This is a genomic window from Aquabacter sp. DMC10, from assembly GCF_056314145.1.
The window spans coordinates 1-21,307 of record NZ_JBQUYX010000004.1 but is presented as its reverse complement, the minus strand read 5'-3'; the positions used below and the strand labels follow the sequence as shown (position 1 = coordinate 21,307).

Annotated in this window: 24 protein-coding genes; 19 read left to right on the top strand and 5 right to left on the bottom strand. The window is 67.6% G+C overall.

From position 1 onward, the window contains the following. Positions 1 to 4 precede the first annotated feature (4 nt). The 18 genes from ACT54L_RS11915 to ACT54L_RS11830 all read left to right on the top strand — a co-directional run bounded on the left by ACT54L_RS11915 (position 5) and on the right by ACT54L_RS11830 (position 15,164). The gene (locus tag ACT54L_RS11915; protein WP_476085804.1) at positions 5 to 877 is read left to right on the top strand and encodes a hydrogenase expression/formation protein; all 873 of its coding nucleotides are present in this window, start codon (positions 5 to 7) and stop codon (positions 875 to 877) included. Beyond that, a complete protein-coding gene (gene hybE, locus ACT54L_RS11910; RefSeq protein WP_476085803.1) occupies positions 864 to 1,757 on the top strand; it encodes a [NiFe]-hydrogenase assembly chaperone HybE in 894 nt (297 codons plus the stop codon). The genes ACT54L_RS11915 and hybE overlap by 14 nt, the downstream gene beginning before the upstream one ends. Next, positions 1,754 to 2,692, top strand: a complete 939-nt coding sequence (locus tag ACT54L_RS11905; RefSeq protein ID WP_476085802.1) for a nickel-dependent hydrogenase large subunit — start codon at positions 1,754 to 1,756, stop codon at positions 2,690 to 2,692. Before hybE ends, ACT54L_RS11905 begins: the two co-directional genes overlap by 4 nt. A 1-nt stretch (position 2,693) precedes the next feature. Continuing rightward, complete coding sequence (gene hypA / locus ACT54L_RS11900) at positions 2,694 to 3,035, top strand: hydrogenase maturation nickel metallochaperone HypA (RefSeq protein ID WP_209103747.1); 342 nt, start codon at positions 2,694 to 2,696, stop codon at positions 3,033 to 3,035. Then, positions 3,035 to 4,006: a hydrogenase nickel incorporation protein HypB gene (hypB, locus tag ACT54L_RS11895; protein ID WP_476085801.1), complete on the top strand. Its 972-nt coding sequence runs from the start codon at positions 3,035 to 3,037 to the stop codon at positions 4,004 to 4,006. Before hypA ends, hypB begins: the two co-directional genes overlap by 1 nt. A 2-nt stretch (positions 4,007 to 4,008) precedes the next feature. Beyond that, on the top strand, positions 4,009 to 5,469 hold the full coding sequence (locus ACT54L_RS11890; RefSeq protein ID WP_476085800.1) for a sigma-54-dependent transcriptional regulator: 1,461 nt from the start codon (positions 4,009 to 4,011) through the stop codon (positions 5,467 to 5,469). Between the two features lie 10 nt (positions 5,470 to 5,479). Next, positions 5,480 to 5,779: a HypC/HybG/HupF family hydrogenase formation chaperone gene (locus tag ACT54L_RS11885; RefSeq protein WP_476085799.1), complete on the top strand. Its 300-nt coding sequence runs from the start codon at positions 5,480 to 5,482 to the stop codon at positions 5,777 to 5,779. A gap of 12 nt (positions 5,780 to 5,791) precedes the next feature. Continuing rightward, on the top strand, positions 5,792 to 6,913 hold the full coding sequence (gene hypD, locus ACT54L_RS11880) for a hydrogenase formation protein HypD (protein ID WP_476085798.1): 1,122 nt from the start codon (positions 5,792 to 5,794) through the stop codon (positions 6,911 to 6,913). Next, positions 6,910 to 7,986 (top strand): hydrogenase expression/formation protein HypE, encoded by a 1,077-nt coding sequence (gene hypE / locus ACT54L_RS11875; protein ID WP_476085797.1) that lies wholly within the window; start codon positions 6,910 to 6,912, stop codon positions 7,984 to 7,986. The genes hypD and hypE overlap by 4 nt, the downstream gene beginning before the upstream one ends. A gap of 581 nt (positions 7,987 to 8,567) precedes the next feature. Further along, the gene (locus ACT54L_RS11870; protein ID WP_476085796.1) at positions 8,568 to 9,374 is read left to right on the top strand and encodes a transglutaminase-like domain-containing protein; all 807 of its coding nucleotides are present in this window, start codon (positions 8,568 to 8,570) and stop codon (positions 9,372 to 9,374) included. Between the two features lie 102 nt (positions 9,375 to 9,476). Further along, positions 9,477 to 9,668 carry a hypothetical protein gene (locus tag ACT54L_RS11865; protein WP_476085795.1) on the top strand — a complete coding sequence of 64 codons (192 nt, stop codon included), beginning with the start codon at positions 9,477 to 9,479 and terminating at the stop codon, positions 9,666 to 9,668. Between the two features lie 188 nt (positions 9,669 to 9,856). Continuing rightward, the gene (locus tag ACT54L_RS11860) at positions 9,857 to 10,066 is read left to right on the top strand and encodes a cold-shock protein (protein WP_476085794.1); all 210 of its coding nucleotides are present in this window, start codon (positions 9,857 to 9,859) and stop codon (positions 10,064 to 10,066) included. A 410-nt stretch (positions 10,067 to 10,476) separates the two neighbouring features. Continuing rightward, positions 10,477 to 10,620 carry a hypothetical protein gene (locus ACT54L_RS11855; RefSeq protein WP_476085793.1) on the top strand — a complete coding sequence of 48 codons (144 nt, stop codon included), beginning with the start codon at positions 10,477 to 10,479 and terminating at the stop codon, positions 10,618 to 10,620. Positions 10,621 to 10,741: 121 nt separating this feature from the next. Continuing rightward, positions 10,742 to 11,314: a carboxymuconolactone decarboxylase family protein gene (locus ACT54L_RS11850; RefSeq protein ID WP_476085792.1), complete on the top strand. Its 573-nt coding sequence runs from the start codon at positions 10,742 to 10,744 to the stop codon at positions 11,312 to 11,314. Further along, positions 11,311 to 12,384 (top strand): acyl-CoA dehydrogenase family protein, encoded by a 1,074-nt coding sequence (locus ACT54L_RS11845; protein WP_476085791.1) that lies wholly within the window; start codon positions 11,311 to 11,313, stop codon positions 12,382 to 12,384. Before ACT54L_RS11850 ends, ACT54L_RS11845 begins: the two co-directional genes overlap by 4 nt. Then, the gene (locus tag ACT54L_RS11840; RefSeq protein ID WP_476085790.1) at positions 12,381 to 13,148 is read left to right on the top strand and encodes an ABC transporter ATP-binding protein; all 768 of its coding nucleotides are present in this window, start codon (positions 12,381 to 12,383) and stop codon (positions 13,146 to 13,148) included. The genes ACT54L_RS11845 and ACT54L_RS11840 overlap by 4 nt, the downstream gene beginning before the upstream one ends. 13 nt (positions 13,149 to 13,161) lie before the next feature. Continuing rightward, the gene (locus ACT54L_RS11835) at positions 13,162 to 14,364 is read left to right on the top strand and encodes an ABC transporter substrate-binding protein (RefSeq protein WP_476085789.1); all 1,203 of its coding nucleotides are present in this window, start codon (positions 13,162 to 13,164) and stop codon (positions 14,362 to 14,364) included. Further along, entirely contained in the window at positions 14,361 to 15,164 is an 804-nt protein-coding gene (locus ACT54L_RS11830; RefSeq protein ID WP_476085788.1) for an ABC transporter permease, read from the top strand. Before ACT54L_RS11835 ends, ACT54L_RS11830 begins: the two co-directional genes overlap by 4 nt. Positions 15,165 to 15,290: 126 nt before the next feature. Here ACT54L_RS11830 and ACT54L_RS11825 read toward each other — a convergent pair whose 3' ends face one another. The 5 genes from ACT54L_RS11825 to ACT54L_RS11805 are packed head-to-tail and all read right to left on the bottom strand — an operon-like array spanning position 15,291 to position 20,243. Then, positions 15,291 to 16,517 carry an acyl-CoA dehydrogenase family protein gene (locus ACT54L_RS11825; RefSeq protein WP_476085787.1) on the bottom strand — a complete coding sequence of 409 codons (1,227 nt, stop codon included), beginning with the start codon at positions 16,515 to 16,517 and terminating at the stop codon, positions 15,291 to 15,293. 14 nt (positions 16,518 to 16,531) lie between these two features. After that, positions 16,532 to 17,530 carry an NrtA/SsuA/CpmA family ABC transporter substrate-binding protein gene (locus ACT54L_RS11820; protein WP_476085786.1) on the bottom strand — a complete coding sequence of 333 codons (999 nt, stop codon included), beginning with the start codon at positions 17,528 to 17,530 and terminating at the stop codon, positions 16,532 to 16,534. A gap of 25 nt (positions 17,531 to 17,555) precedes the next feature. After that, complete coding sequence (locus ACT54L_RS11815; protein WP_476085785.1) at positions 17,556 to 18,266, bottom strand: ABC transporter ATP-binding protein; 711 nt, start codon at positions 18,264 to 18,266, stop codon at positions 17,556 to 17,558. Beyond that, positions 18,263 to 19,120 carry an ABC transporter permease subunit gene (locus ACT54L_RS11810; RefSeq protein ID WP_476085784.1) on the bottom strand — a complete coding sequence of 286 codons (858 nt, stop codon included), beginning with the start codon at positions 19,118 to 19,120 and terminating at the stop codon, positions 18,263 to 18,265. Before ACT54L_RS11810 ends, ACT54L_RS11815 begins: the two co-directional genes overlap by 4 nt. Before the next feature lie 13 nt (positions 19,121 to 19,133). Then, positions 19,134 to 20,243 (bottom strand): LLM class flavin-dependent oxidoreductase, encoded by a 1,110-nt coding sequence (locus ACT54L_RS11805; RefSeq protein WP_476085783.1) that lies wholly within the window; start codon positions 20,241 to 20,243, stop codon positions 19,134 to 19,136. A gap of 406 nt (positions 20,244 to 20,649) precedes the next feature. Here ACT54L_RS11805 and ACT54L_RS11800 point away from each other — a divergent pair, with 406 nt between their 5' ends. Then, complete coding sequence (locus tag ACT54L_RS11800) at positions 20,650 to 21,096, top strand: RrF2 family transcriptional regulator (RefSeq protein ID WP_476085782.1); 447 nt, start codon at positions 20,650 to 20,652, stop codon at positions 21,094 to 21,096. Positions 21,097 to 21,307: the final 211 nt, after the last annotated feature.

Sequence of the window (21,307 nt, the reverse complement as noted above, 5' to 3'; positions counted from 1 at the left end):
TCCCATGGCCTCCTCCCCCTTCGCCACCCAGCCTCCCATCGGCTTTGGTCCCGGCAGCCAGCCGCTGGAGGAAGATGGGCTCGCCTACATGCCCCTGCCCTCCGGCATGCGGGTGTTCGAGCCGCACGTCCCCGACGCGGTGGATGCCCGCCGCCTCGCCCCCGCTCTCGCCCTCCTGACGCAGGTGTGGGAGGCGCTGGAACACTGGCGCGCCGACGCGCACGCCTCCTTCGCCGTCTCGCCGCTGGATGCCGCCAACCGGGCGCTCATCGACGAATGCCTGGGCGAAGGCGAGGTGGCGGTGAAGGTGAGCGGCGATGCGCCGCTGGAAATCCAGGAAGCCACCTTCGCCGGCGTGTGGCGGGTGCGCGGCGCCGGAGGCGTGGACCGCATCGAGGTCGGCCCCTTTCCGCGTGGCGCGCTGCTGCGCGCGGCCCGGCCAGGCTGGACGGTGGACCTTGCCGCCCTCGCCGCGCCGGCACCGGGCATCTTCAACGCTCCGCCGGTCATCACCGAAATCGTCCACAAGGCACGGGCTCTGGCGGGCGACGGCGTGTCCCATGTCATCAATTTCTCTCTCCTGCCCCACACGCCCGAGGACCTCGCGCTCATCGAGACGGTGCTGGGCGAGGGGAACCTCACCATCCTGTCGCGCGGGTATGGCAATTGCCGTATCGATGCCTGCGCGCTGAAGGATGTGTGGCGGGTGCGCTACTACAATTCCAACGACATGCTGATCCTCGACACCATCGAGATCACCCGCCTGCCGGAGGTGGCCGCCGCCGCCCCGGAGGATCTGGCCGACTCCGCCCAGCGCCTCGCCGAGGTGCTGGAGACGCTGATGGGCGCGCAGGAGGATGGCCATGGCGCGGTTTGAAGGCTCGCTGCGCGCGGGCGGCGCGGACCTGCCGCCCGCCACCCGCCTGGAATGCAAGATCTGCTGGCACGTCTATGACCCCGCCGAGGGCTGCGAAACCTGGCAGGTGCCGCCCGGCACCGCTTTCGTCGACCTGCCCAGCCATTGGCGCTGCCCGGTCTGCGACGGCGCGCGGGACCAGTTCATGGTGCTGGACGTGCCCGCCGATGCCGCACCGGCCGCCCCCGTGCCGCAGCAGGACGAGCGGCTCAAAGCCATCATCGCCGCCGTGCCGCCGCGCCTGGAAGCCGCCTTCCGGGAGATCCATGCCAGCCAGATGCGCGGCGTGCCCATGGTCAATGAGACGCTGGGCGTGAAGGCGGTGGGCTTTCGCGCCCATGAGGGCCGCGTGCTCGGCGTGCTGGTGACCCCCTGGTTCATGAATCTGGTGCTGCTGCCGGGGCCGGACGACGACTGGTCGGCGCTCACCACCGGGGCCAAGGAGCTGATCGAGTTTCCCTCCGGCTGGTACGAATTCCTCGGCGCCAACCGGCCGGAAGTGGGCCCCTACAAAGCCTGCTCGCTGTTCTCCCCCATGTTCGACTTCTCCTCCATGCTCCAGGCGGTGGAGACCGCGCAGGCAGCGCTGGCCGCCTTGTTCGATCCCGAGATCCGCGAGGAAGGCGCGCAGACCAGCGAGATCCGCCGCCGCCGCGAGGCCGAGATCGCCGCTGCCGAAGCGCGCGAGGCGGAGGCGCTCGCGGCAGAGGCAAAGGCGGAGGCTGCACCCACCACAGCCGCTGCCAGCGCGCCTGCCGAGGCCCCCACCGCGCCGGTCCGCCCCACGCGCCGCGACCTGATTTTCGGCGCCGGCGCGGCCCGACGGGAGGCGACCTCGTGACCGCGGCGCGCCCCGCGCGGCCCTTCACCTACGCGCCCATGCCGGACGCGGAGCGGGTGCTGCTCGGCCGCGCGCCGGAAGAGGCGGCGGTGCTTATCCCGCGCCTCTATAATATCGGCGCCGCCGCCCAAGGCGCGGCGGCCGCGGCGGCCCTGGGTCTGTCGGGCGGAAACGGGGACGCCATCCGCACCGAGATCGCCCGCGAGCATGGCCTGTTCCTGTTCCATCATCTGCCCATGGCCCTGGGCGAGCCGCGGGACACTGAGGGCCTGGCCCTTCTGCGAACCGAGGATGCCGCCACGCACCTTGCGAGTCATCTGTTCGGCCCGCACGTTCCCGCCGCCCGGTCGCTCGGCAACCTTTCGCCCGCGGAGCTGGATACCCTCCTGGCACGCGGCGAAACCGTCACCACACGCGCGCTCGCCCGCATCGCCGCCTTCGACCCAGCCTGGGCACGCGCGGACCTGCCGGAGCTGACCCTTCCCGAGGCCGAGGCGGCGCTGGCGGATGAAACCGCCTCCCCCGCCCGCGACGCCACCCTTCTTGCCCGCGTACGCGGCACGCCGCTCCTTACGGCCCTCACCGCCCGCGACGGTCCGAGCCTCTTCGCACGCCTTCTGGCCCGGATGCTGGACCTGTGCGCGTGCCTTGCCCCCTCTTCACCGGAGGTCTTGAGCGGCGCGCGGCCCCACGGCATCGGCTTCGCCCAGGCGGCGCGGGGCACGCTGGTGCACCGCGCCCGCGTGGCGGAGGGGCGCGTCGTGTCCTACAAGATGCTGGCGCCCAGCCGCTGGACGCTCGCGCCCGGCGGGCTCCTGGAACGCATGCTCGACGCTCTTCCCGCGCGGGCAGAAGCGGGCCTCATCGCCCGCCTGTCCCTTCTCGCCGTCAATCCGTGCGTGGCGGTGCGCCTCGCCAGCCCTCTGGACGCCTGACATGCACGAAATGGCCATCTGCGAGAGCCTGCGGGACGCCATCGAGGATGCCGCACGGGCACAGAATTTCTCCCGTGTGACACGGGTGCGCCTCGCCATCGGTCGCTTTGCAGGCGTGGAGGTGGAGGCCTTGCGCTTCGGTTTCGACGTGGTGATGCGCGGCTCCCCGGCCGAGGGGGCGGACCTGGTGGTGCTGGAGGAAGCGGGCACCGCCTGGTGCTTCGACTGCAATGATACGGTGCCGCTGGCCGGCCGGCTCGACCCCTGCCCGCGCTGCGGCGGGGAACGCTTGCTGCCCAATGGCGGCACGGACATGAAGATCAAGGACCTGGAGGTGCTGTGATGTGCGTGACCTGCGGCTGCGGCACCGACGCCGCCATCCTCTCCGGCCCGTGGGGCGAGGCAAAGCCAAGCCATGAGGCGCATGGTCATGGTCATTCCCATGGCCATGAGCCGCATGATGCACACGATCATCATCACGACGATCATCATCACCACCACGGCCATGATCATTCCCACGACCATGGCCATGCCCACGATCACGGCCACGACCACCATCACGATCATGCCCACGCCGACGCCGCTCCGGCGGGCGCCCCCCGGCTCCTGGAACTGGAGCAGGACATCCTCGCCAAGAATGACCGCTTCGCCGCCCGCAACCGCGCGCGGCTGACCGATGGCGGGATTCTGGCGCTCAACATCCTGGCCGGCCCGGGCGCGGGCAAGACCACCTTGCTGGTGGAGACCTTGAAGGCGCTGGCCGGCCGCTATCCCTGCGCCGTCATTGAGGGCGACCAGCAGACCTCCAACGATGCCGACCGCATCCGCGCCGTGGGCGTTCCGGCGGTGCAGGTGAATACGGGCAAGGGCTGCCACCTGGACTCCCATATGGTGGGCCATGCCATGGAGCGCCTGCCCCTGCCGCCCGGCGGCGTGCTGTTCATCGAGAATGTGGGCAACCTGGTCTGCCCCGCCGCCTTCGATCTCGGCGAAGCCAAGCGCGCCACCTTGCTCTCGGTCACCGAGGGCGAGGACAAGCCGCTGAAATATCCCGATATCTTCGAGACCGCCGACGTGGTCCTCCTGACCAAGGCGGACCTCTTGCCCCATCTGGATGTGTCGGAGGAGCTGCTGCGGGCGAATGTGGCCCGCATCAATCCGCAGGCGCAGATCCTCACCGTTTCCTCGCGGGGCGGGCCGGGCCTTGCCCCGTGGCTCGCCTGGCTCGCGTCCGCCCGCGCGGCGCGGCTCGACGCCCTGGCCGCTGGCGCGCAGGCCCGCTCCGAGGCCCTGCGCAACGCGATTGGAGCCTGACCATGTCAACGCGCCCCGCCCTCCTCGTGGTGGACGACGAGCCCCGCTCGGCGGAGGTGATGGCGCGCGTTTTGGGCGAGGAGTTCGAGGTCTTCACGGCGCTGAGCGCTGCGGAAGCCCGCCGCATCCTGGAGGCGGAGTGGATCCAGGCCGTCTTCTGCGACCAACGCATGCCGGAAGTGCCGGGCGTCGCCTTCCTCACCGAGGTGCGCGAGCGCTGGCCGGAGATCGTGCGGGTCATTGTGACCGGCTATACCGACCCGCAGGACATGATCGGCGCCATCAATGAAGCCGGCATCTACCAATATGTGAGCAAGCCCTGGCATCCCGACCAGTTGCTGCTGGTGGCGCGCAATGCGGCCCATCTGTTCGGCCTCCAGCGCGAGCATGACCGACTATCCCTGGAACTGCGCCTCGCCGCCCCCACCGCCGAGGCGCGCCTTGCCCGCAAGCGGGCCGAGGTGGCGCAAAACTTTCATTTCGACACCCTCATCCGCGCCGCCGGCAGCCCGCTCAATGCCACCTGCCGCCGCGCCGCCCAGGTGGCGGCGTTCGACGTGCCGGTGCTGATCCAGGGCGAAACGGGCACCGGCAAGGAATTGCTGGCCCGCGCGCTCCATTATTCCAGCCTGCGCTCTGAGCGGCCTTTCTTCGCCGTCAATTGCGGGGCGATCCCGGACGAGCTCCTGGAGAGCGAACTCTTCGGCCACAAGAAGGGCGCCTTCACGGGCGCCCATGTGACCCGCATCGGCCTGCTCGATCAGGCGGATGGCGGCACCATCCTCCTGGACGAGATCGGCGACGTCTCCCCCGCCTTCCAGGTGAAGCTGCTGCGCTTCCTCCAGGAAGGCGAGATCCGCCCCGTGGGCTCCAATGAAGCCAAGCGGGTGAATGTGCGGGTGTTGGCCGCCAGCCATCGCGACCTCGTCAAGGAGGTGGAGGCCGGACGCTTCCGCGAGGACCTCTTCTATCGCCTCAGCGCCATGGTGCTCACCATGCCGCCACTGCGGGAGCGGCGGGGCGATCTGAAGCCCCTGGCGCTCGCCATCCTGGATTCTCTGTGCGCTCAGCATGGCAAGGCGGCCAAGGGCTTCACGGAGGAGGCGCTGGCCTGCATCGGCGCCTATGACTGGCCGGGCAATGTGCGGGAATTGCAGAACGAGGTGCTGCGCATGCTGGTGCTTACCACCGAGCCGCTGCTGGGCGCCGACCTGCTCTCCCCCCACGTCCTGCGCGCCGCCGCCGCGCCGCCGCCGGAAGTCGCCGCCATTGCCTTGCCGGACAATGGACCGCTGAAGGACCGCATCGAGCGCATGGAAGCCTCCATCCTCCTGGAGACGCTGGTGCGCTGCCGCTGGAACAAGAGCCGCGCGGCGGAAGAGCTGGGCCTTTCCCGCGTCGGCCTGCGCGCCAAGCTCGACCGCTACGGCATCGCCCCGGGCCGCCCCCTCGCCCGCCATTAGGAGACCTGCCATGTGCCTTGGAATTCCCGGCCGCATCGTCGCCATAGCAGATGCCGACGCCATGCTGGCGGTGGTGGAAGTTTCCGGCGTGCGCCGCACCGTGGACGTGGTGTGCGTGGCTGATCCCGGCGCGCCGCTGGAGGATCTGATCGGCGCCTGGGTGCTCGTCCATGTGGGCTTCGCCATGAGCCGCATCGACGAAGAAGAGGCCGCCGCCACCTTGAAGGTGCTCTCCGAGATCGGCGAGGCGGAGGCCGAGATCGACGCCATGCGCACCGGCAGCGTCGAGTTTCTGCCGCAGGCGGGCTGAGGGAGAAAACCCATGCGCTATGTGGACGAATTCCGCGACCCGGCCCTTGCCGCCGCCTTGATCCGCGAGATCGAGGCCCTCTGCGTCCGCCTGGGGCGCGGGCGGGAGCGGCCGGTCAGCGTCATGGAAGTTTGCGGCGGGCACACCCACGCCATCTTCCGTTATGGCCTGGAAGGCCTGCTGCCGGACCTCATCGAATTCGTCCACGGCCCCGGCTGCCCGGTCTGCGTGCTGCCAATGGGGCGGGTGGATGATTGCGTCGCCATCGCCGAGCGTCCCGAGGTCATCTTCGCCACCTTTGGAGACGCCATGCGGGTGCCCGGCTCGCGCAAGAGCCTGCTCCAGGCGAAGGCCGACGGGGCCGACGTGCGCATGGTCTATTCGCCCTTGGATGCGCTGGCCCTTGCCCGCCGCCATCCTGACCGGGAGGTGGTGTTCTTCGGCCTGGGCTTTGAGACGACCATGCCCTCCACCGCGCTCACTGTGCTGCGGGCGGCGCGCGAGGGGATCACCAACTTCTCCTTGTTCTGCAACCACATCACCATCATCCCGACGCTGCGCGCGCTGCTGGAGCAGCCCGATTTCGGCATAGATGGCTTCATTGGGCCGGGCCACGTCTCCATGGTCATCGGCACCGCGCCCTACGACTTCATTGCGCGGGAGTTTCACCGTCCCCTGGTCGTCTCCGGATTTGAGCCGGTGGACCTGCTGCAATCCCTCCTGATGGTCATCCGGCAGATGGATGCGGGGGTCGCGCGGATCGAGAACCAATATGCCCGCGTAGTGCCGGAAGCCGGCAATGCGGCGGCGCTCAAGGCGGTGCACGAGGTCTATGAGCCCCGCCCCACCTTTGAATGGCGCGGGCTCGGCTCCATTGCCGGCTCGGGCGTGCGGCTTAAGGAGGCGTATGGCGCCTTCGATGCGGAGGCCCGGTTCGCGGTTCCCGACATCAAGGTGGCCGATCCTGCCGCGTGCCGGTGTGGCGAGGTGCTCACCGGAGCGATCAAGCCCTGGGCCTGCCCGGCCTTCGGCACCACCTGCACGCCGGACATGCCGCTCGGCGCCCTGATGGTGTCGTCGGAAGGCGCGTGCGCGGCCTATTACCAATATGCCGGCCTGCGGGGGGCGGCATGAGCGCGCCGGCCGTTCCGCTTCACGCGGCGAGCCGGCGCGCCCGGCCCGTTACCGGCGCCAAGGTGACATTGGCCCATGGCGGCGGCGGAACCGCCATGCGCGATCTCATCGAGGACGTGTTCCGCGCGCCCTTCGCGGGCGGAGCGCCCGCCGCAGCGGAGGATCAGGCGCGGTTCGATCTTGCCGCCCTGGCGGCGCAGGGCGACCGGCTCGCCTTCACCACGGATTCCTTCGTAGTGGACCCGCTCTTCTTTCCCGGCGGGGACATCGGCACGCTGGCAGTGTGCGGCACCATCAACGACCTCGCCGTGGGCGGCGCCCGGCCCGTTGCGCTGTCCTGCGCCGTGATCATCGAGGAAGGCCTGCCGCTGGAGACGTTGCGGGCGGTGGCCACCTCCCTCGCCACGACGGCGGCGGCGGCGGGCGTGCCCATTGTCACCGGCGACACGAAGGTTGTGGCACGCGGCGCCTGCGACAAGCTCTTCCTCACCACCACCGGCATTGGCGTCATCCGGCCAGGCCTGAGCGTGGGCATTGACCGGGTGCGGCCCGGCGACGTGCTGCTGGTAAACGGCCTCCTGGGCGACCATGGCGCGGCCATCCTGAATGCGCGAGGGGATCTGGCGCTGGACACCCAGATCGCCAGCGACTGCGCCGCCCTGCACGGGCTCATCGCCGACCTCATCGCCGCCGCCCCCGGCATCCGCATGATGCGCGATGCCACCCGCGGCGGGGTCGCGGCGGTGCTGAACGAACTGGCGGAAGCGAGCCAGGTGGGCGTTCGCATCCGCGAGACGGACCTGCCCATGCGACCGGAAGTGGCGGGCTTCTGCGAGATCCTCGGCCTCGACCCGCTCTATCTCGCCAATGAGGGCAAGCTGGTCGCCGCCGTGCCGGCCGAGGAGGCTGAGGCGGCCCTTGCCGCCCTGCGCGCCCATCCGCTCGGCCAGGGTGCTGCGCTCATCGGCTTGGCAACCGCCGACCGCCCCGGCCGGGTGGTGATGGAGACCCGCTTCGGCGGCGCGCGGATCGTCGATATGCTGGTGGGCGACCAGTTGCCCCGGATCTGCTGAGCCACCTCCGGGCCGGATCTCGCGAAAATACCAGCCTGCGCCCATCGCTACGGGAACGAAGTGCCAACGGCCGCATTGTGCCGGCAGCACCTCTTCCGGAGGCCGGTCGGCTGTCGAATGCGTTCTACCCCTCCTTGTCCCGCATCCGCCCGTCGCGCAGGGCGGACACCATGCACCCTGTCTGCATGGCCCCGTGCGAGCCGCCGCGCCAACTTCTCCTTCAACCAGGAGACGAATGGCCCTATAGGGAGAGAGATCACTCATCCCCGTGGCTCAGCAACGCTGAACCGACGAACGGCAGCCGGCAGAAGGAACGGTGGCCGCTTCGCGCATGCCCTCTTTGAAAGAGACGACGTCCCAGGGCACGGGGAGCCGCATGGCGGTTCGCGGTGCTGGGATCCAGCTTCAAGACCCCGACAGATTGCGTCGCCTATCCCGTGGGATGCGGTCGCCAGAACGCCAAGGACGGGGCGGCACATCTTCTCTCGAGGCCTAATGCCCCCGCGCCGTCTTGCGGGGTCGTCATCGCCGCCGTCACACCCACACCGGGGAAGGGCTACGCCCGCCCGCCAGAGGTCCACATGCTCATTCATGCCGGCTATGAGATTTCCTATACGTGCCCCCAGCCGACGCCCATGATCCTGACCTTGAGCGTTCATCCCTCGCGGATCAACGATCTGGTCAGCCTGGATCGGGCGCATTTTGACCCGCCGCTCGATGCCAACACCTATCACGACAGCTTCGGCAATTTCTGCCACGTCATCCAGGCTCCCGCCGGACCGCTGACCATGCGTGCGGACTTCGTTATCCGCGACAGCGGCCTGCCGGACGACCAGGCCCCCACGGCCCCACAGCATGCCCTGGGGGAGCTTCCGGTTGAGGTGCTCATCTATCTGCTCGGCAGCCGCTATTGCGAGACCGACCGGCTGAGCCCTTTTGCCTGGGCGCGCTTCGGACATATGGCCAAGGGCTGGCCTCTGGTGCAGGCCATCTGCGATTTCGTGCACGGCCACATTGCCTTCGACTACGCCCACGCCAGTCCGCTGAAAACGGCCTTCGATGCCTATTCGAGCCGGCAGGGCGTGTGCCGCGACTTCGCGCATCTGGCCATTACCTTGTGCCGCTGCATGAATGTGCCGGCGCGCTATTGCACGGGCTATCTCGGCGACATCGGCGTGCCCGCGGATCCCGCGCCGATGGATTTCAGCGCCTGGTTCGAGGTCTATCTGGGGGGGCGCTGGTATACGTTCGATGCCCGGCACAACAAGCCGCGCATCGGCCGCATCCTCATGGCGCGCGGGAGGGATGCCACGGACGTGGCCTTGGTGACGTCCTTCGGCCCATCCACGATGACCTCGTTCAAGGTGGTCACGCAGGAAAAGACGTGACGCGGCCGCGGGACGAACATCCTCTCGGCACCACAGGAGCGACACTTCTTTTTTCTACTTGGCCGCGCGCATGTTCATCGAAAGGGTGCTACAATAAATTTCATGAATGCGAAATTTGACACTGACGGCTGGGTCGAGTTCATCGTCGGCATCCGGTCCCCGCGCGGGCGATTTCAGATCGTGCGCATCATGCCCTCCGATCAGGGCGAACCCAAATACCGCGTAAAGGGTGAAAAAGAGGCGTTTGAACGGATTGCAAGCGAATCCGAATTGCGCCGCTGGTCGGAAATGTAGTCTCAGACGTCATTTGATAAAATGACGCCTTGCTAGGAACACAATCACGATCTAGATTGAATTGGTCTGAATTTGACGGCTGATTTTCTGGCGCCGAGGCGCCTGACGATAACTCCCTTCAATTTCTAACTTTGGTTCGCCCCGCTCACACGGGTCGACCACCCATGCGCGATTGAAAGGACGTCGTCATGAATTTCGGTACCGTGAAATGGTTCAATGCCACCAAGGGCTTTGGCTTCATTCAGCCTGACAACGGCGGATCGGATGTGTTCGTGCACATCTCCGCCGTGGAGCGCGCTGGCATGCAGAACCTCGCCGAAGGGCAGAAGCTCCAGTTCGACATCGTTCGCGACAATAAGTCGGGAAAGAGCTCGGCCGGAAATCTTCAGGTCGCGTGATTGAGCGGTCCGCCAGACCACGGATGTACTGGCTGACGGACCTCTTCCTTCGAGCGATTAGGAAAAGCCCCCCTCTGCGAGGCGGGGCTTTTTTGTTGTTTCGGCGGCGGCCGGAAATGTCCCCGCCCGGAGGATTTCCGCGCGAAGCGGGCGCCGGTTCGCGTGAAGGAAATGCTTAGAAGCAGTCCGATGGACAGGTTCAGTGTTTCCATGAAACGCTGAAGCGCTCTCAGGGCCCGCACCAGTCTGCAGCATCTTGCGCACCGCCCCCCATGGCCTGGCAAAGTGGCCCCATGGGAAGCAAAGACAGACGCCGACGCTCACTTATGGTAAGGTGACCCATGACAGAACAACCACCGCACCAAAAGGCGCCTTCCAGCGCCGAAAGCCGTCGCCAATTAGAAGAATCCGTGGCCCGGGCCATGGAACGCTATAAGAGCGACTTCGAGGCCGTCCGCGCCAATACCGTGCGTCTGCGTGAAGCGCGCGAAGCTCAGGAATTGAAAGACGTGCCCGTGGCGCCCAAGGCCCGCAAGCGCGCGCCCAAGAGCTGAGCAAGGCAGCACATTCCATCCTGACGTGCGACAAAAAACATCAGGATGTTGTGATTAAATTTTTTGCACATTATCTCCAACTTTCATCTAGGATCATGAAGGTCGATTTTATGGAGAGATGATGTCCCGCCTTCCCCTCCGCAGCATCGAAGATGCACCCGAGGCGGCCCGCGACCTGCTCACGGCTGCCGAGAAGCGCAACGGCTATCTGCCCAACCTCCTGCGCATCCTCGCCAATGCACCGGTGGCGCTCGAGACCTACCTCACCGTCTCCGGTATCAATGCGCGCGCCTCGCTGTCCCTTGCCGAGCGGGAGGTGGTGCAGATCACGGCAGCGGCCACCCATGGCTGCGGCTTCTGCGTCGCCGGACACACCGCCATTGCCACCAAGCAAGCTGGCCTCGACCCTGCCGTGGTCGAGGCGCTGCGCAGCCTGGGCCATGTGCCGGACGACCGGCTGGAAGCGGTCGCCCTGTTCACGAAGGCTGTGATCGCCGGACGCGGCCGTGTCACCGATGCCGAACTGACCGCCTTTCAAGAGGCGGGCTTCTCGGATCAGGCTGCGCTTGAAGTGGTGCTGGGCGTCAGCCTCGCCACTTTGTGCAACTTTGCCAACAATCTGGGCGCCCCGCCGCTGAACCCGCAGCTCGAGCCCTTTCGCTGGGACGGCCCTTCCGCCGCTGCCGCGGAATGAGCCCGCTCCTCCAGCCCGAACTCAGGACCTGGCTGGAAGAGGCCGCCGGGTCCCTCGACAGCCAGGCCGATCGCAGCGCCGAAGTGCTGGTGCGCCTGTGCGCGGGCGGCGCCGTTGCGGTGGGCGTGCCGGACACGCTCGGCGGGGCCGGCGGCGACATCATCGATGCGGTGGAGGTGGTGGCTGCCGTCTCCGAACGTTCCCTCGCGGCCGGCTTCGTGCTGTGGGGGCACCGCACCTATGTGGAATATCTGCTCGAGAGCCCCAACGCCGCGTTGCGCGAGGCGCTTCTGCCCGATCTCCTGGCAGGCCAGGTGGCCGGCGCAACCGGCCTGTCCAACGCGATGAAATTCCTTGCGGGTCTTGAGGACTTGCAGGTGGCGGCCGAACCCCGCGGCGAGAGCCTGCGCCTGAATGGCAAGCTGCCCTGGGTCACCAACCTGCGGCCGCAGGGCTTCCACGTGGCCGCAGCCGTCGCGCAGGGCGATGGGGCGCCGTTGATCGTCTCGCTCAGCGACCAAGATCCGGGTCTTGAGCGCTCCCAGGACCTCCCGCTCATGGGCCTGCGCGGCACCAACACCGCTGCGCTGGAGATCCGGGATGTGGAGGTTGCCTCCGCGCGCATCCTGGCGCCAGACGCCCCCTCCTGGCTGCCCAAGGTGCGGCCGGCTTTTCTCGGCCTGCAATGCGGCATGTCCATCGGGCTGGCGCGACGCGCGCTGCGGGAGGCCACCGCCTGCCTGGGCGCGGGCCGCCACGTTCTCGCCGAGCCGGCGGCCGCACTCGGCGCCGCATTGGCGGAACGTGTGCGCGACCTTGCGGAGGGTTTGCGAAGTGGCGCGTTCCAGGCCAAGCCGGCGGCGCTGTTTCACATCCGCATCGCCCTTGCGGACATCGTCGCCCAGGCGGTGGCGTTGGAACTCCAGGCCACCGGCGGGCGCGCCTATCTGAGCGGCGCGGGCGACGGATTTGCCCGCCGCTGGCGTGAGGCGGCCTTCGTGCCCGTCATCACGCCCAGCCTCGTCCAGCTGAAAAGCGTGCTCGAGGCTCAGCGCCGGAGCGCCGCATGACGGCCCCGATCCTCGCCGCCCGGGCGGTGGAATTGCGCTATGCGGCGGCCCCTCAGCCGACGCTGGCCCATTTCGACCTGGACATCAGCCCCGGCGAGATCATCGCCATCCTCGGGCCGAGCGGGGTGGGCAAGTCCAGCCTTTTGCGGGTGTTGGGCGGCCTCCAGGCGCCCAGCGCCGGCGAGGTGCGGGTGGAGGGGCAGGTGCTGCGCGAGGTGCATCCGCGCGTGGCGCTGGCCTTCCAGGACCCCTGCCTGCTGCCCTGGCTGACGCTGGAGGCCAATGTGGCCTTCGGCCTGGATTTCAAGCGACAGCCCTCCTCCACCCGGGCCGACCGCGAGGCCCGGGTCAGTGCCGCCATCCGCGAGGTGGGCCTTGCCCATGCGCGGCGCCTCTACCCCTCCGCGCTTTCGGGCGGCATGGCCCAGCGCACCGCCCTCGCCCGGTGCCTTGCCCGCAACCCGCGCGTGCTGCTGCTGGACGAGCCGTTCGGTGCCCTCGACGAGGTCACGCGGGCAGAGATGCAGGACCTGCTGCTCAAAGTGGTCGCGGACTTCAACACGGCCACCCTCCTCGTCACCCACGACATCGACGAAGCCCTCTTGCTTGCGGATCGTGTGCTGCTGCTGGGCGGTGCCCCGGCCCGGCTCATCGGGTCCTGGCCGGTGGATCTGCCGCGTCCGCGCAGGGACGACGTGGCCGAGCTGGGCCGGCTGCGTGTCGAAATCCTTCAAACCCTCCGCCAAGCGGTGCGCCGCCACTGAACGGAAAGATCCCATGTGCGTTGATTGCTTCTCCCGGTCGGGCTTCTCGCGCCGCGACATGCTCAAGCTCTCCGCCCTGTTCACGGCGGCTGGCGCCCTGCCCCTGCTGAAGGCGGCGGAGGCCCGGGCCCAGGAGGCCGATGCTCCCGTGCGCATCGGCTATCTGCCGATCACGGATGCCACGCCGCTGCTGATCGCCCATGCCAACGGGCTGTTCGAGGCCGAAGGGATCAAGGCGGAAAAGCCGGTGCTGCTGCGCAGCTGGGCACAGGTGATCGAGGCTTTCATCTCCGGCCAGGTGAATGTCATCCACCTGCTCTCGCCCATGACCGTGTGGGCGCGCTTCGGCAGCAAGGCACCGGCCAAGGTGGTGGCGTGGAACCATGTGAGCGGTTCAGGCCTCACCGTCCAGCCCGAGATCAATGCGGTCGCCGATCTCGGCGGCAAGACGGTGGCCATCCCCTTCTGGTATTCGATTCACAATGTGGTGCTGCAGGCCCTGCTGCGGGAAAACGGCCTGACCCCCGTCACCAAGCGCACGGGCAGCCCGGCGGCCAACGAGGTCAATCTCGTGGTGATGCCCCCCTCCGACATGCCGCCGGCGCTCGCCTCCAAGCAGGTGGCCGGCTACATCGTCGCCGAGCCTTTCAACGCGGTGGCGGAGGCGCAGGGCATCGGCAAGATCCTGCGCTTTACCGGTGATGTGTGGAAGGACCATGCCTGCTGCGTTGTCTTCATGCACGAGCGCGACCTGGAAGGCCGCCCGGACTGGTCGCAGAAGGTGGTCAGTGCCATTGTGAAGGCGCAGGTCTGGACCCGCGCCAACCGCGCCGAGGCGGCAAGGCTTCTCTCCAAGGAAGGGCCGAACCGCTACACGCCCCATCCCGTGGCTGTGCTGGACAAGGTGCTCGCGCCGCCGGCGGCCGACACTGCCTTCTACGAGACCTCCGGCGCCATCCGGCATGCGGACTGGAAGGAAAGGCGCATCGACTTCCAGCCCTATCCTTATCCCAGCTACACCGAAGAGCTGGTGCGCCGCCTCAATGGCACGCTCATCGAAGGCGATCGCAGCTTCCTGGCGAACCTCGATCCCGCAGCGGCCGCCCGCGAGTTGGTGGACGACCGCTTCGTCAAGGTCGCCTTGGCGCAGGCCGGTGGCCTGCCGGCTTTTGGCTTCCCGGAGGGCTTTAGCCGCACCGAGGTGATCGCCCCGTGAGTGCCACGTCGCAAGCCGGTGAGGCGCCCGCGCGCGTCACCGGATCACTCCGCCCAGGGCGCATCAACCGTCATGTGCTGGGGCTTCTCGGCATCCTCGTCCTGCTTGCCCTGTGGTGGCTTGGCACGGACGTGCTCGCCCCCGCCGGCGGCTTTGTGCGCCGGTTCGCGCCGGGGGCGGCCTTTGCCAGCCTGTGGGACCTGCTGCGCAGCTCCGATCTGCCGATCCATGTGCTGGTCAGTCTGAAGCGCATCCTGGTGGGCTTGTGCCTGGCGCTTGCCATCGGCGTGCCGGTGGGGCTGATCGTCGGCTCGTCGCAGGCGGCGGAAGCGGCGACCACGCCGGCCTTCCAGTTCCTGCGGATGATCTCGCCCCTGTCCTGGATGCCCATTGCCGTCATGGTGCTGGGGGTGGGCGACAGCCCGATCTATTTCCTGCTGACCTTCGCCGCCGTATGGCCCATCCTGCTGTCCACCGCTGCGGGGGTGCGGCAGCTCGATCCCCGCTGGACGGAACTGGCCCGCAGCCTTGCCGCCACCCGATGGGAGATGCTGACCCGCATCGTCATTCCCGGCGTCATCGGCCATGTGCTCACCGGAGTGCGGCTGGCCATCGGCATTTTGTGGATCGTGCTCGTTCCGTGCGAAATGCTCGGCGTCTCCGCGGGCCTTGGCTATTTCATCCTCGATACGCGGGATCGGCTGGCCTATTCGGAGCTCATGGCCGGTGTCCTGCTCATCGGCATGCTCGGCTTTGCCCTCGACCTTGCGGCGCGCAGCCTCTGCCGGCGATGGTCGTGATCGCGGGCCTGGAGGCGCGCATCGGCCGGGCATGGGAGGCGCATGTCCCACGCCCCCTCGGCGGCAGCTGGCACGCGCCGCCGAGGTCTGCTCTTGAACGCCCGGTGGGCAATCCCTCTACCGACCTCAGAAGAAGCCGCGGGCCGGCAGCGGTTCGCCCTTCACCAGCAGCGCGCCGATGGCCTGGGCCTTGAAGCTGACGGGGTTGTGCGAAGCGATGGTGCGGGCATTGCGCCAGTGCCGATCCAGATTGTAGCGCCGCTCGGTCGCGGAGGCGCCACCGACCTCGAACAGAAGAGACCCGCTGCGCAAGGCGAGATCATCCACGACGATCTTCGCGTGGGCGGCCGCCAGGGCCGCTTCCGCCGCAAGCGCCCCGTCCGGCTCTCCCGCATCCCGCGCCACTCCGGTCCGGTCCAGCGCATCCGCTGCCGCCAGCACGGCGGCTTCGGCGCCGAAGACATTGGCCGAGAGCTGGCCGATGGTCTGCTGGAGCAGCAGGTCGTCCGCAGGCACGGGGAAATGGGCATAATAGAAGCTGCGCTGGCGCCGCTTCAGCAAAGCGATGGCATCGTCCAGCGCGGCGCGGGCGATGCCGGCCACCACGGCCGTGAGGAAGAGCTGCGCCTGGGTGTTGGAATAGCTCAGGCCATAGCCGCGCCCGGGCAGGTCGAAGACCGCCTCGCCCGCTTCCACCCGCACATTGTGATAGCGCGTGGTGCCCGATGCGGTGAGCCGCTGGCCGGCACCGTCCCAATCGTCCAGGATTTCCAAGCCTTCGCGCTTCACCGGAAAGATGGCGGAGACGAAGCGCTTTTCGGGATCGGCGGCACGCACCAGGACAAAATCCGCATAAAGGGTGCCGGTGCTGTAATATTTCACCCCGTTCAGCCGGAACCCGTCGCCATCCGGCGTCAGCAGCGTGTCTGGCTGCGTGCCGCCGGCCGGGTTGGTGCCCGTCTCGGTGCTGGCGAGGCCGAAGATGGCGCCCTCGCTCACCTGCTGCTGCCAGAGCCGGCTCTGCGCGTCATAGGGCGTGCGGACATATTGCTCCGCCACGGTGAAATGGTTGCGGAAGATGTGGGCGACGTTCGCATCCGCCGCGGCCAACCGGATGGAGATGGCGTAAAGCTCTCGGAAGGTGGCGCCGGCACCGCCATCTTCCTTGCGCAGGCGCAGCGCGCCGAAGCGCGCGCGCTTCAAAAGGTCCACCGCCTCGAAGGGGAGGATGCGCTCCCGCTCGCGCTCGGCGGCGCCAAGGGCGATATGGTCGAACAGGCGCTGCCATTCGGGCGAGGCCAGATCCGGCGGGACGGGAAGACGGAAGGGGAGATCGGTGACAGGAGCGTTCATGACGACGTGCGTCCTCAGAAGACGGTGAGGTGATCGGCGACGGTGATCTTCTCGGGCAGGATCTTGCGCGCCGTGAGCCAGTCGGCGGCCTTCTGCAATTGCGCGACGAAGGCCGCGTCGGAGGTGGGGATGAGGGTGTAGTGGCGCTGGCGCTCGATGAACTGGTCGCGGATGATCTCGCTGTAGCCGGCCTTCTTCTGGACGATGGTCTCGGCTTCAACCACGTTGGCATTGGTCCACTTCGCCTCACCCTCATAGGCACGGGCGACGGCTTTCACGATCTGTGAATTCTCCTGCGCGAACTTGCGGCTGGTCACATAGGAGCTGTAGTCCACGAAGAAATCGAGGTCGCGGCCTTCCACGAACACATCGTGCGCCTTGTATTCGAGACGGGCGATATCGACGCCGGGGCTCCACATGGCCCAGGCATCCACCTTGCCCGAGGCCAAAGCGGGGGCGGCATCCGGCGGATTGAGATAGACGAACTTGACCTTGGACCGGTCGATGCCGTGCTTTTCCAGCGCCGCCACCAGCAGGAATTCGCCAAGGCCGGAGCGGTTCACCGCCACCGACTTGCCCACCAGGTCCTCGACCTTGTCGATGCCGGACCCGTCCTTGGCGATGATGGCGGTGGTGCGGGGCTCGTAGAGCACGAACTGGGAGAACACCAGCGGCGAGCCGGCCAGGATCGCCGCGAAGGCCGGCGTGGTGGAGCCGCCGAAGCCGAAATCGGCGCTGCCGCCGGTGACCGCCTGGAGGGTGGGCGCATGGTTGGGGAAGGGGCCGAGCCATTCCACCTTGATGCCCTGGTCCGCCAGGGTCTTCTCGAAGACACCGCGCTCCTTGGCGATCAGCGTCAACCCGTGAAAGCCCCAGGTGAGGCGCACCACGTCGGTGTTGCGGGTGTCCTTCTGGGCGGCCGCGGCCAGGGGCAGCAGGCCACTGGCCGCCCCGAGCCCGGCAAGGCCCGTGGCAAGGAACTGGCGGCGGGACGGCGTGAAGACGCGGGACATATGCAGGTCTCTCAAAAGAAAGGGATCAGAGGCTCGGCAGGTCGTTCTCGACCCCGAGCTCAGCCAGAAGGTCGGCGCGGGAGGCAGCCGGACGACCGGGCGCGGGAGGGCGATGCTCGGCTGCGATGGCCCCGCCCCGCATGACGAGAATGCGGCCCGCCAGCGCGATGGCCTCCTCCACGTCATGGGTCACGAGGAGCACGCCGGGCCGGTGGCGGGCGACAAGGTCCTTCACCAGCACATGCATACGGATGCGGGTGAGCGCATCGAGCGCGGCAAAGGGCTCATCCAGCAACAGCAATTGAGGCTCCTGAACCAGCGCCCGCGCCAACGCCACACGCTGGGACTGGCCGCCGGAGAGATTGCGTGGCCAATCCTCCTCCCGACCCGCCAGGCCCACCTCCGCAAGCGCGGCCCCCGCGCGCGCCCGGGCGCCCTTTTCCGGCAGGCCGAGGGAGACGTTGCGCCACAGGCTGTCCCAGGGCAGCAGGCGATGTTCCTGGAACACCACCGCCGGCCGGCCGGGGGCTTCGATGCGTCCACCATCAATAGGATCAAGGCCCGCCAGTGCCCGCAGCAAGGTGGTCTTGCCACAGCCGCTTTCCCCCAGCAGGGCGACAAACTCGCCACGGCCGATGGTCAGGTCGAGCCGGTCGATGACCACCCGGGCTCCATAGGCCCGGCGCAGGCCACTGACACGGACGGCGGGCGCGGCCGCATGGATCAGCGCGCTCATCGGCCGGTTCCCCCGAAATTGGGGTGCCAGGCAAGAAGACGGCGCTCCAGCAGGCGCGCCACCGAATCCGCCACCACGCCGATCAGCGCATAGATGATGATGGTGAGCACCACCACGTCGGTGCGCAGGAATTCCCGCGCATCCATGGCCAGGAAACCGATGCCCGCCTGGGCGCCGATGGTCTCCGCCACCACCAGCGCCAGCCAGGCTGTGGCTAGCGAATAGCGCACGCCCGTCAGGATGGAAGGGAGCGCGCCGGGCAGGATGATGCGCCAGATGGTCTGCGCCGTGGACAGGCCCTGCACGCGGCCGAGTTCCAGGAGCTTGGGGTCCACCTGCCGAATGCCGAGCGTGGTGTTGATGTAAATGGGAAACGCCACCCCCAGGGCGACGAGGAAGATCTTTTGCCCCTCCCCCACGCCGAACCAAACAATGACCAGCGGCAGAAGGGCGAGGAATGGAATGGCGCGGATCATCTGCACGGAGCGATCCACCAAGGCTTCGGCGAGGCGCGAGAAGCCCACGAGAATGCCCAGGACGAAGGCGATTGCGCCGCCGATGGCAAAGCCCACGGCCGCGCGCAGCAGGCTGGTGCCGAGGTCTTCCAGCAGCGAGCCGGAGGTCGCGAGCTTGAAGGCCGTGCGCACCACCTTGCTGGGCGCGGGCAGGACCTGCGGCGTCACGTAGCCGGTTTGAGCCAGGATTTCCCACACCGCCACCAGGAGGACGGGGGCGATCCAGGAGAGGAGGAGAAACTGCCGTGCACCGATCCCAAGGGGCCGACGGGACGGCGGGACCTCACCCTTGGCCAGGGCGGCGAGCGGAAGGCGCGCCGTATCGTCCGCATGGGCCATGACGTCCGCTCCCTCAGCCGGTGCGTGCAACGCGCGGGGCGTCGGCGGTCGAAACGGGAGCGGCGGGGCGCCCGAGGCGGGGGAAGACGTGTTCCGCGAACCGCCGCAGCTCGGACCGCAGCGGCTGGAATTGCAGCATGAAAAGCTCGATTCCCGCCGCATGGAATGCGCCGATGCGCTCGGCCACCTGGTCATAGCTGCCTACGAGCCCTGCCGCAGTGCCGCCATTGGTGCCCACGCGGGGCGACTTGGAGAAGGTGCGGATCATCACCACATTGGGATCGGTGCGGGCCGCCTGTTCTTTCTTTGCAGGCGCATCCTTTTCCGCGAGAGCGAGGAGGCGGCGATATTCGGCCTCGGCCTCCTGCTCACTCTCCCGGGCGATGACAAAAGCCGCAAGGCCGAACGCGAGCGGGCTCTTCCTGCGGGGGCGCCCGGCGAGATCGGCAACGATCGCCGCCACATCCTCCAGGGGCTGGCCATTGATGAAGAAGACATCCGCCCCGTCGGCCGCGAGCGCCCGTGCCGGCTCGGATTCGCCCCCAAGATATATGCGCGGACGGGCCCGAACGGGGCTCGCCGGCGTCAGCTTATAGTCCGTGAGGCGGAAGTTCTCGCCCTCGTGGGTCACGCTCTCACCGGAAATCAGCCGCTCCACAACGGACAGCCATTCGCGGCCATAGGCATAGCGGGCGTCGTGCTCGCCAAAGGGGATGCCGGCCTTCTCGAACTCGGCGCGGTTCCAGGCATTGACAAGGTTGAAGGCGAACCGTCCGCCGGAGATGTTCTCGATCTGGAGCGCCATCTTCGCCAGCACCACCGGGTGGTACAGATATGGCTTGATGGCGGCGATGATCTCGATGCGGCGGGTCAGCGCGGCAAGGGCCGCCGATGCCGTCCAGGCCTCGATCTGGTCCTTATCCGGCAGATGGGGATTGACCGTGTGCTGCGCCACCAGAACGCAATCATAACCCAGCGCCTCGGCCTCCAGGACGGTGTCGCGATTGTGGGACCAGGAAGCATCAAACGGTTCGGCGGGATCCTGCCAGGCCGCCCGTGGGCCATGGACAGGCGCCCAGACGCCGATGCGCGGAGAAGCCGATGGGGAAGAGGCCAGTGGCATGGATCACCATTAAATACACTAAATTTATAGAATAAGTTATTTTCTGCAGTGTCAATCCCTTTCCGCCGGCGGAGGAGCGCCTATCTGGGAAGAGCGGCACCCGACCGGGGCCAGCGGATCGCCCTTCAACGACGACGGGAGAGTGTGCACGCAGCACAGGCCGGCCAGGGTCCGCGGGGGGCACGGGAATCCGGTTTGAGGACGCTGTATGTTTGGTTAGAAGGCACGTCGCGCACTGGCGCGACGTGCCCTGTCACGCCCGGGGTGGTGCGGCCCGAGAACGCGGGTCGTTTCCACGATGGCCGATTGTGGTAAGTGAGCGGGTGTGGCCACTCGGGTGCGCATGACCGGCGCCGGCGACATGCCGGTCTGCACGGAGGCTGCCAAGGGGGCGCGAGGAGGTTCGATGCTGACGAAAAAGGGAAAATACGGGCTGAAGGCCGCCGTCTATCTGGCCCGGCTTCCGCCCGGAGGGTCGGTGCAGGTGGCTGAGATCGCCGAAGCCAACAACATCCCGAAGAAGTTTCTCGACGTCATTCTGAACGAGCTTCGGAACGCCGGCTTCCTCGCCTCCAAGAAGGGCAAACTGGGCGGCTACCGTCTGGGCAAGGCTGCAGACGAGATCGTCGTGGGCGAGATGATCCGCACCCTCGACGGCCCCCTGGCCCCCTTCCCTTGCGCCAGCCGCAACGCCTATGTGCCGTGCGAGGACTGCGACGTGTCGCGCTGTGAAGTCCGTCGCCTCATGGTGAAGGTGCGCGATGCCATGGGCACGGTGCTGGACACCTATACGCTGGCGGAGATGCGGGACATGTCTGACGACGCCCTGGTGTCGTTCGTGGACTATATCTGACCACGGACGACGCGCGGAGCCTTGGGGCAGGAAGCATTCCGAAAAGGACAGGCGCCTTCTCCGTTGCTTCCCCTCCTCGGTTTCCCCATCTTTTCTGCCCCTGACAGCAAAAACCCCCGGCTCTCTTTCGAGGACCGGGGGTTTTTGTTTGGGTATCGTTTCTAGAGTTTTGATGTCCTTTGCAGGCCTGGCAGCGACCTACTCTCCCGCG

Excerpts from the sequence above, each read along its gene's own strand:
- ACT54L_RS11890 (WP_476085800.1), top strand. The coding sequence starts at position 4,009 with ATGTCAACGCGCCCCGCCCTCCTCGTGGTGGACGACGAGCCCCGCTCG.
- hypB (WP_476085801.1), top strand. The coding sequence starts at position 3,035 with ATGTGCGTGACCTGCGGCTGCGGCACCGACGCCGCCATCCTCTCCGGC.
- hypE (WP_476085797.1), top strand. The coding sequence starts at position 6,910 with ATGAGCGCGCCGGCCGTTCCGCTTCACGCGGCGAGCCGGCGCGCCCGG.
- ACT54L_RS11870 (WP_476085796.1), top strand. The coding sequence starts at position 8,568 with ATGCTCATTCATGCCGGCTATGAGATTTCCTATACGTGCCCCCAGCCG.
- ACT54L_RS11815 (WP_476085785.1), bottom strand. The coding sequence starts at position 18,266 with ATGAGCGCGCTGATCCATGCGGCCGCGCCCGCCGTCCGTGTCAGTGGC.
- ACT54L_RS11825 (WP_476085787.1), bottom strand. The coding sequence starts at position 16,517 with ATGAACGCTCCTGTCACCGATCTCCCCTTCCGTCTTCCCGTCCCGCCG.
- ACT54L_RS11840 (WP_476085790.1), top strand. The coding sequence starts at position 12,381 with ATGACGGCCCCGATCCTCGCCGCCCGGGCGGTGGAATTGCGCTATGCG.
- ACT54L_RS11800 (WP_476085782.1), top strand. The coding sequence starts at position 20,650 with ATGCTGACGAAAAAGGGAAAATACGGGCTGAAGGCCGCCGTCTATCTG.
- ACT54L_RS11810 (WP_476085784.1), bottom strand. The coding sequence starts at position 19,120 with ATGGCCCATGCGGACGATACGGCGCGCCTTCCGCTCGCCGCCCTGGCC.
- ACT54L_RS11885 (WP_476085799.1), top strand. The coding sequence starts at position 5,480 with ATGTGCCTTGGAATTCCCGGCCGCATCGTCGCCATAGCAGATGCCGAC.
- ACT54L_RS11835 (WP_476085789.1), top strand. The coding sequence starts at position 13,162 with ATGTGCGTTGATTGCTTCTCCCGGTCGGGCTTCTCGCGCCGCGACATG.
- ACT54L_RS11915 (WP_476085804.1), top strand. The coding sequence starts at position 5 with ATGGCCTCCTCCCCCTTCGCCACCCAGCCTCCCATCGGCTTTGGTCCC.
- hybE (WP_476085803.1), top strand. The coding sequence starts at position 864 with ATGGCGCGGTTTGAAGGCTCGCTGCGCGCGGGCGGCGCGGACCTGCCG.
- ACT54L_RS11850 (WP_476085792.1), top strand. The coding sequence starts at position 10,742 with ATGTCCCGCCTTCCCCTCCGCAGCATCGAAGATGCACCCGAGGCGGCC.
- ACT54L_RS11865 (WP_476085795.1), top strand. The coding sequence starts at position 9,477 with ATGAATGCGAAATTTGACACTGACGGCTGGGTCGAGTTCATCGTCGGC.
- ACT54L_RS11860 (WP_476085794.1), top strand. The coding sequence starts at position 9,857 with ATGAATTTCGGTACCGTGAAATGGTTCAATGCCACCAAGGGCTTTGGC.
- hypA (WP_209103747.1), top strand. The coding sequence starts at position 2,694 with ATGCACGAAATGGCCATCTGCGAGAGCCTGCGGGACGCCATCGAGGAT.
- ACT54L_RS11820 (WP_476085786.1), bottom strand. The coding sequence starts at position 17,530 with ATGTCCCGCGTCTTCACGCCGTCCCGCCGCCAGTTCCTTGCCACGGGC.
- ACT54L_RS11805 (WP_476085783.1), bottom strand. The coding sequence starts at position 20,243 with ATGCCACTGGCCTCTTCCCCATCGGCTTCTCCGCGCATCGGCGTCTGG.
- ACT54L_RS11845 (WP_476085791.1), top strand. The coding sequence starts at position 11,311 with ATGAGCCCGCTCCTCCAGCCCGAACTCAGGACCTGGCTGGAAGAGGCC.
- hypD (WP_476085798.1), top strand. The coding sequence starts at position 5,792 with ATGCGCTATGTGGACGAATTCCGCGACCCGGCCCTTGCCGCCGCCTTG.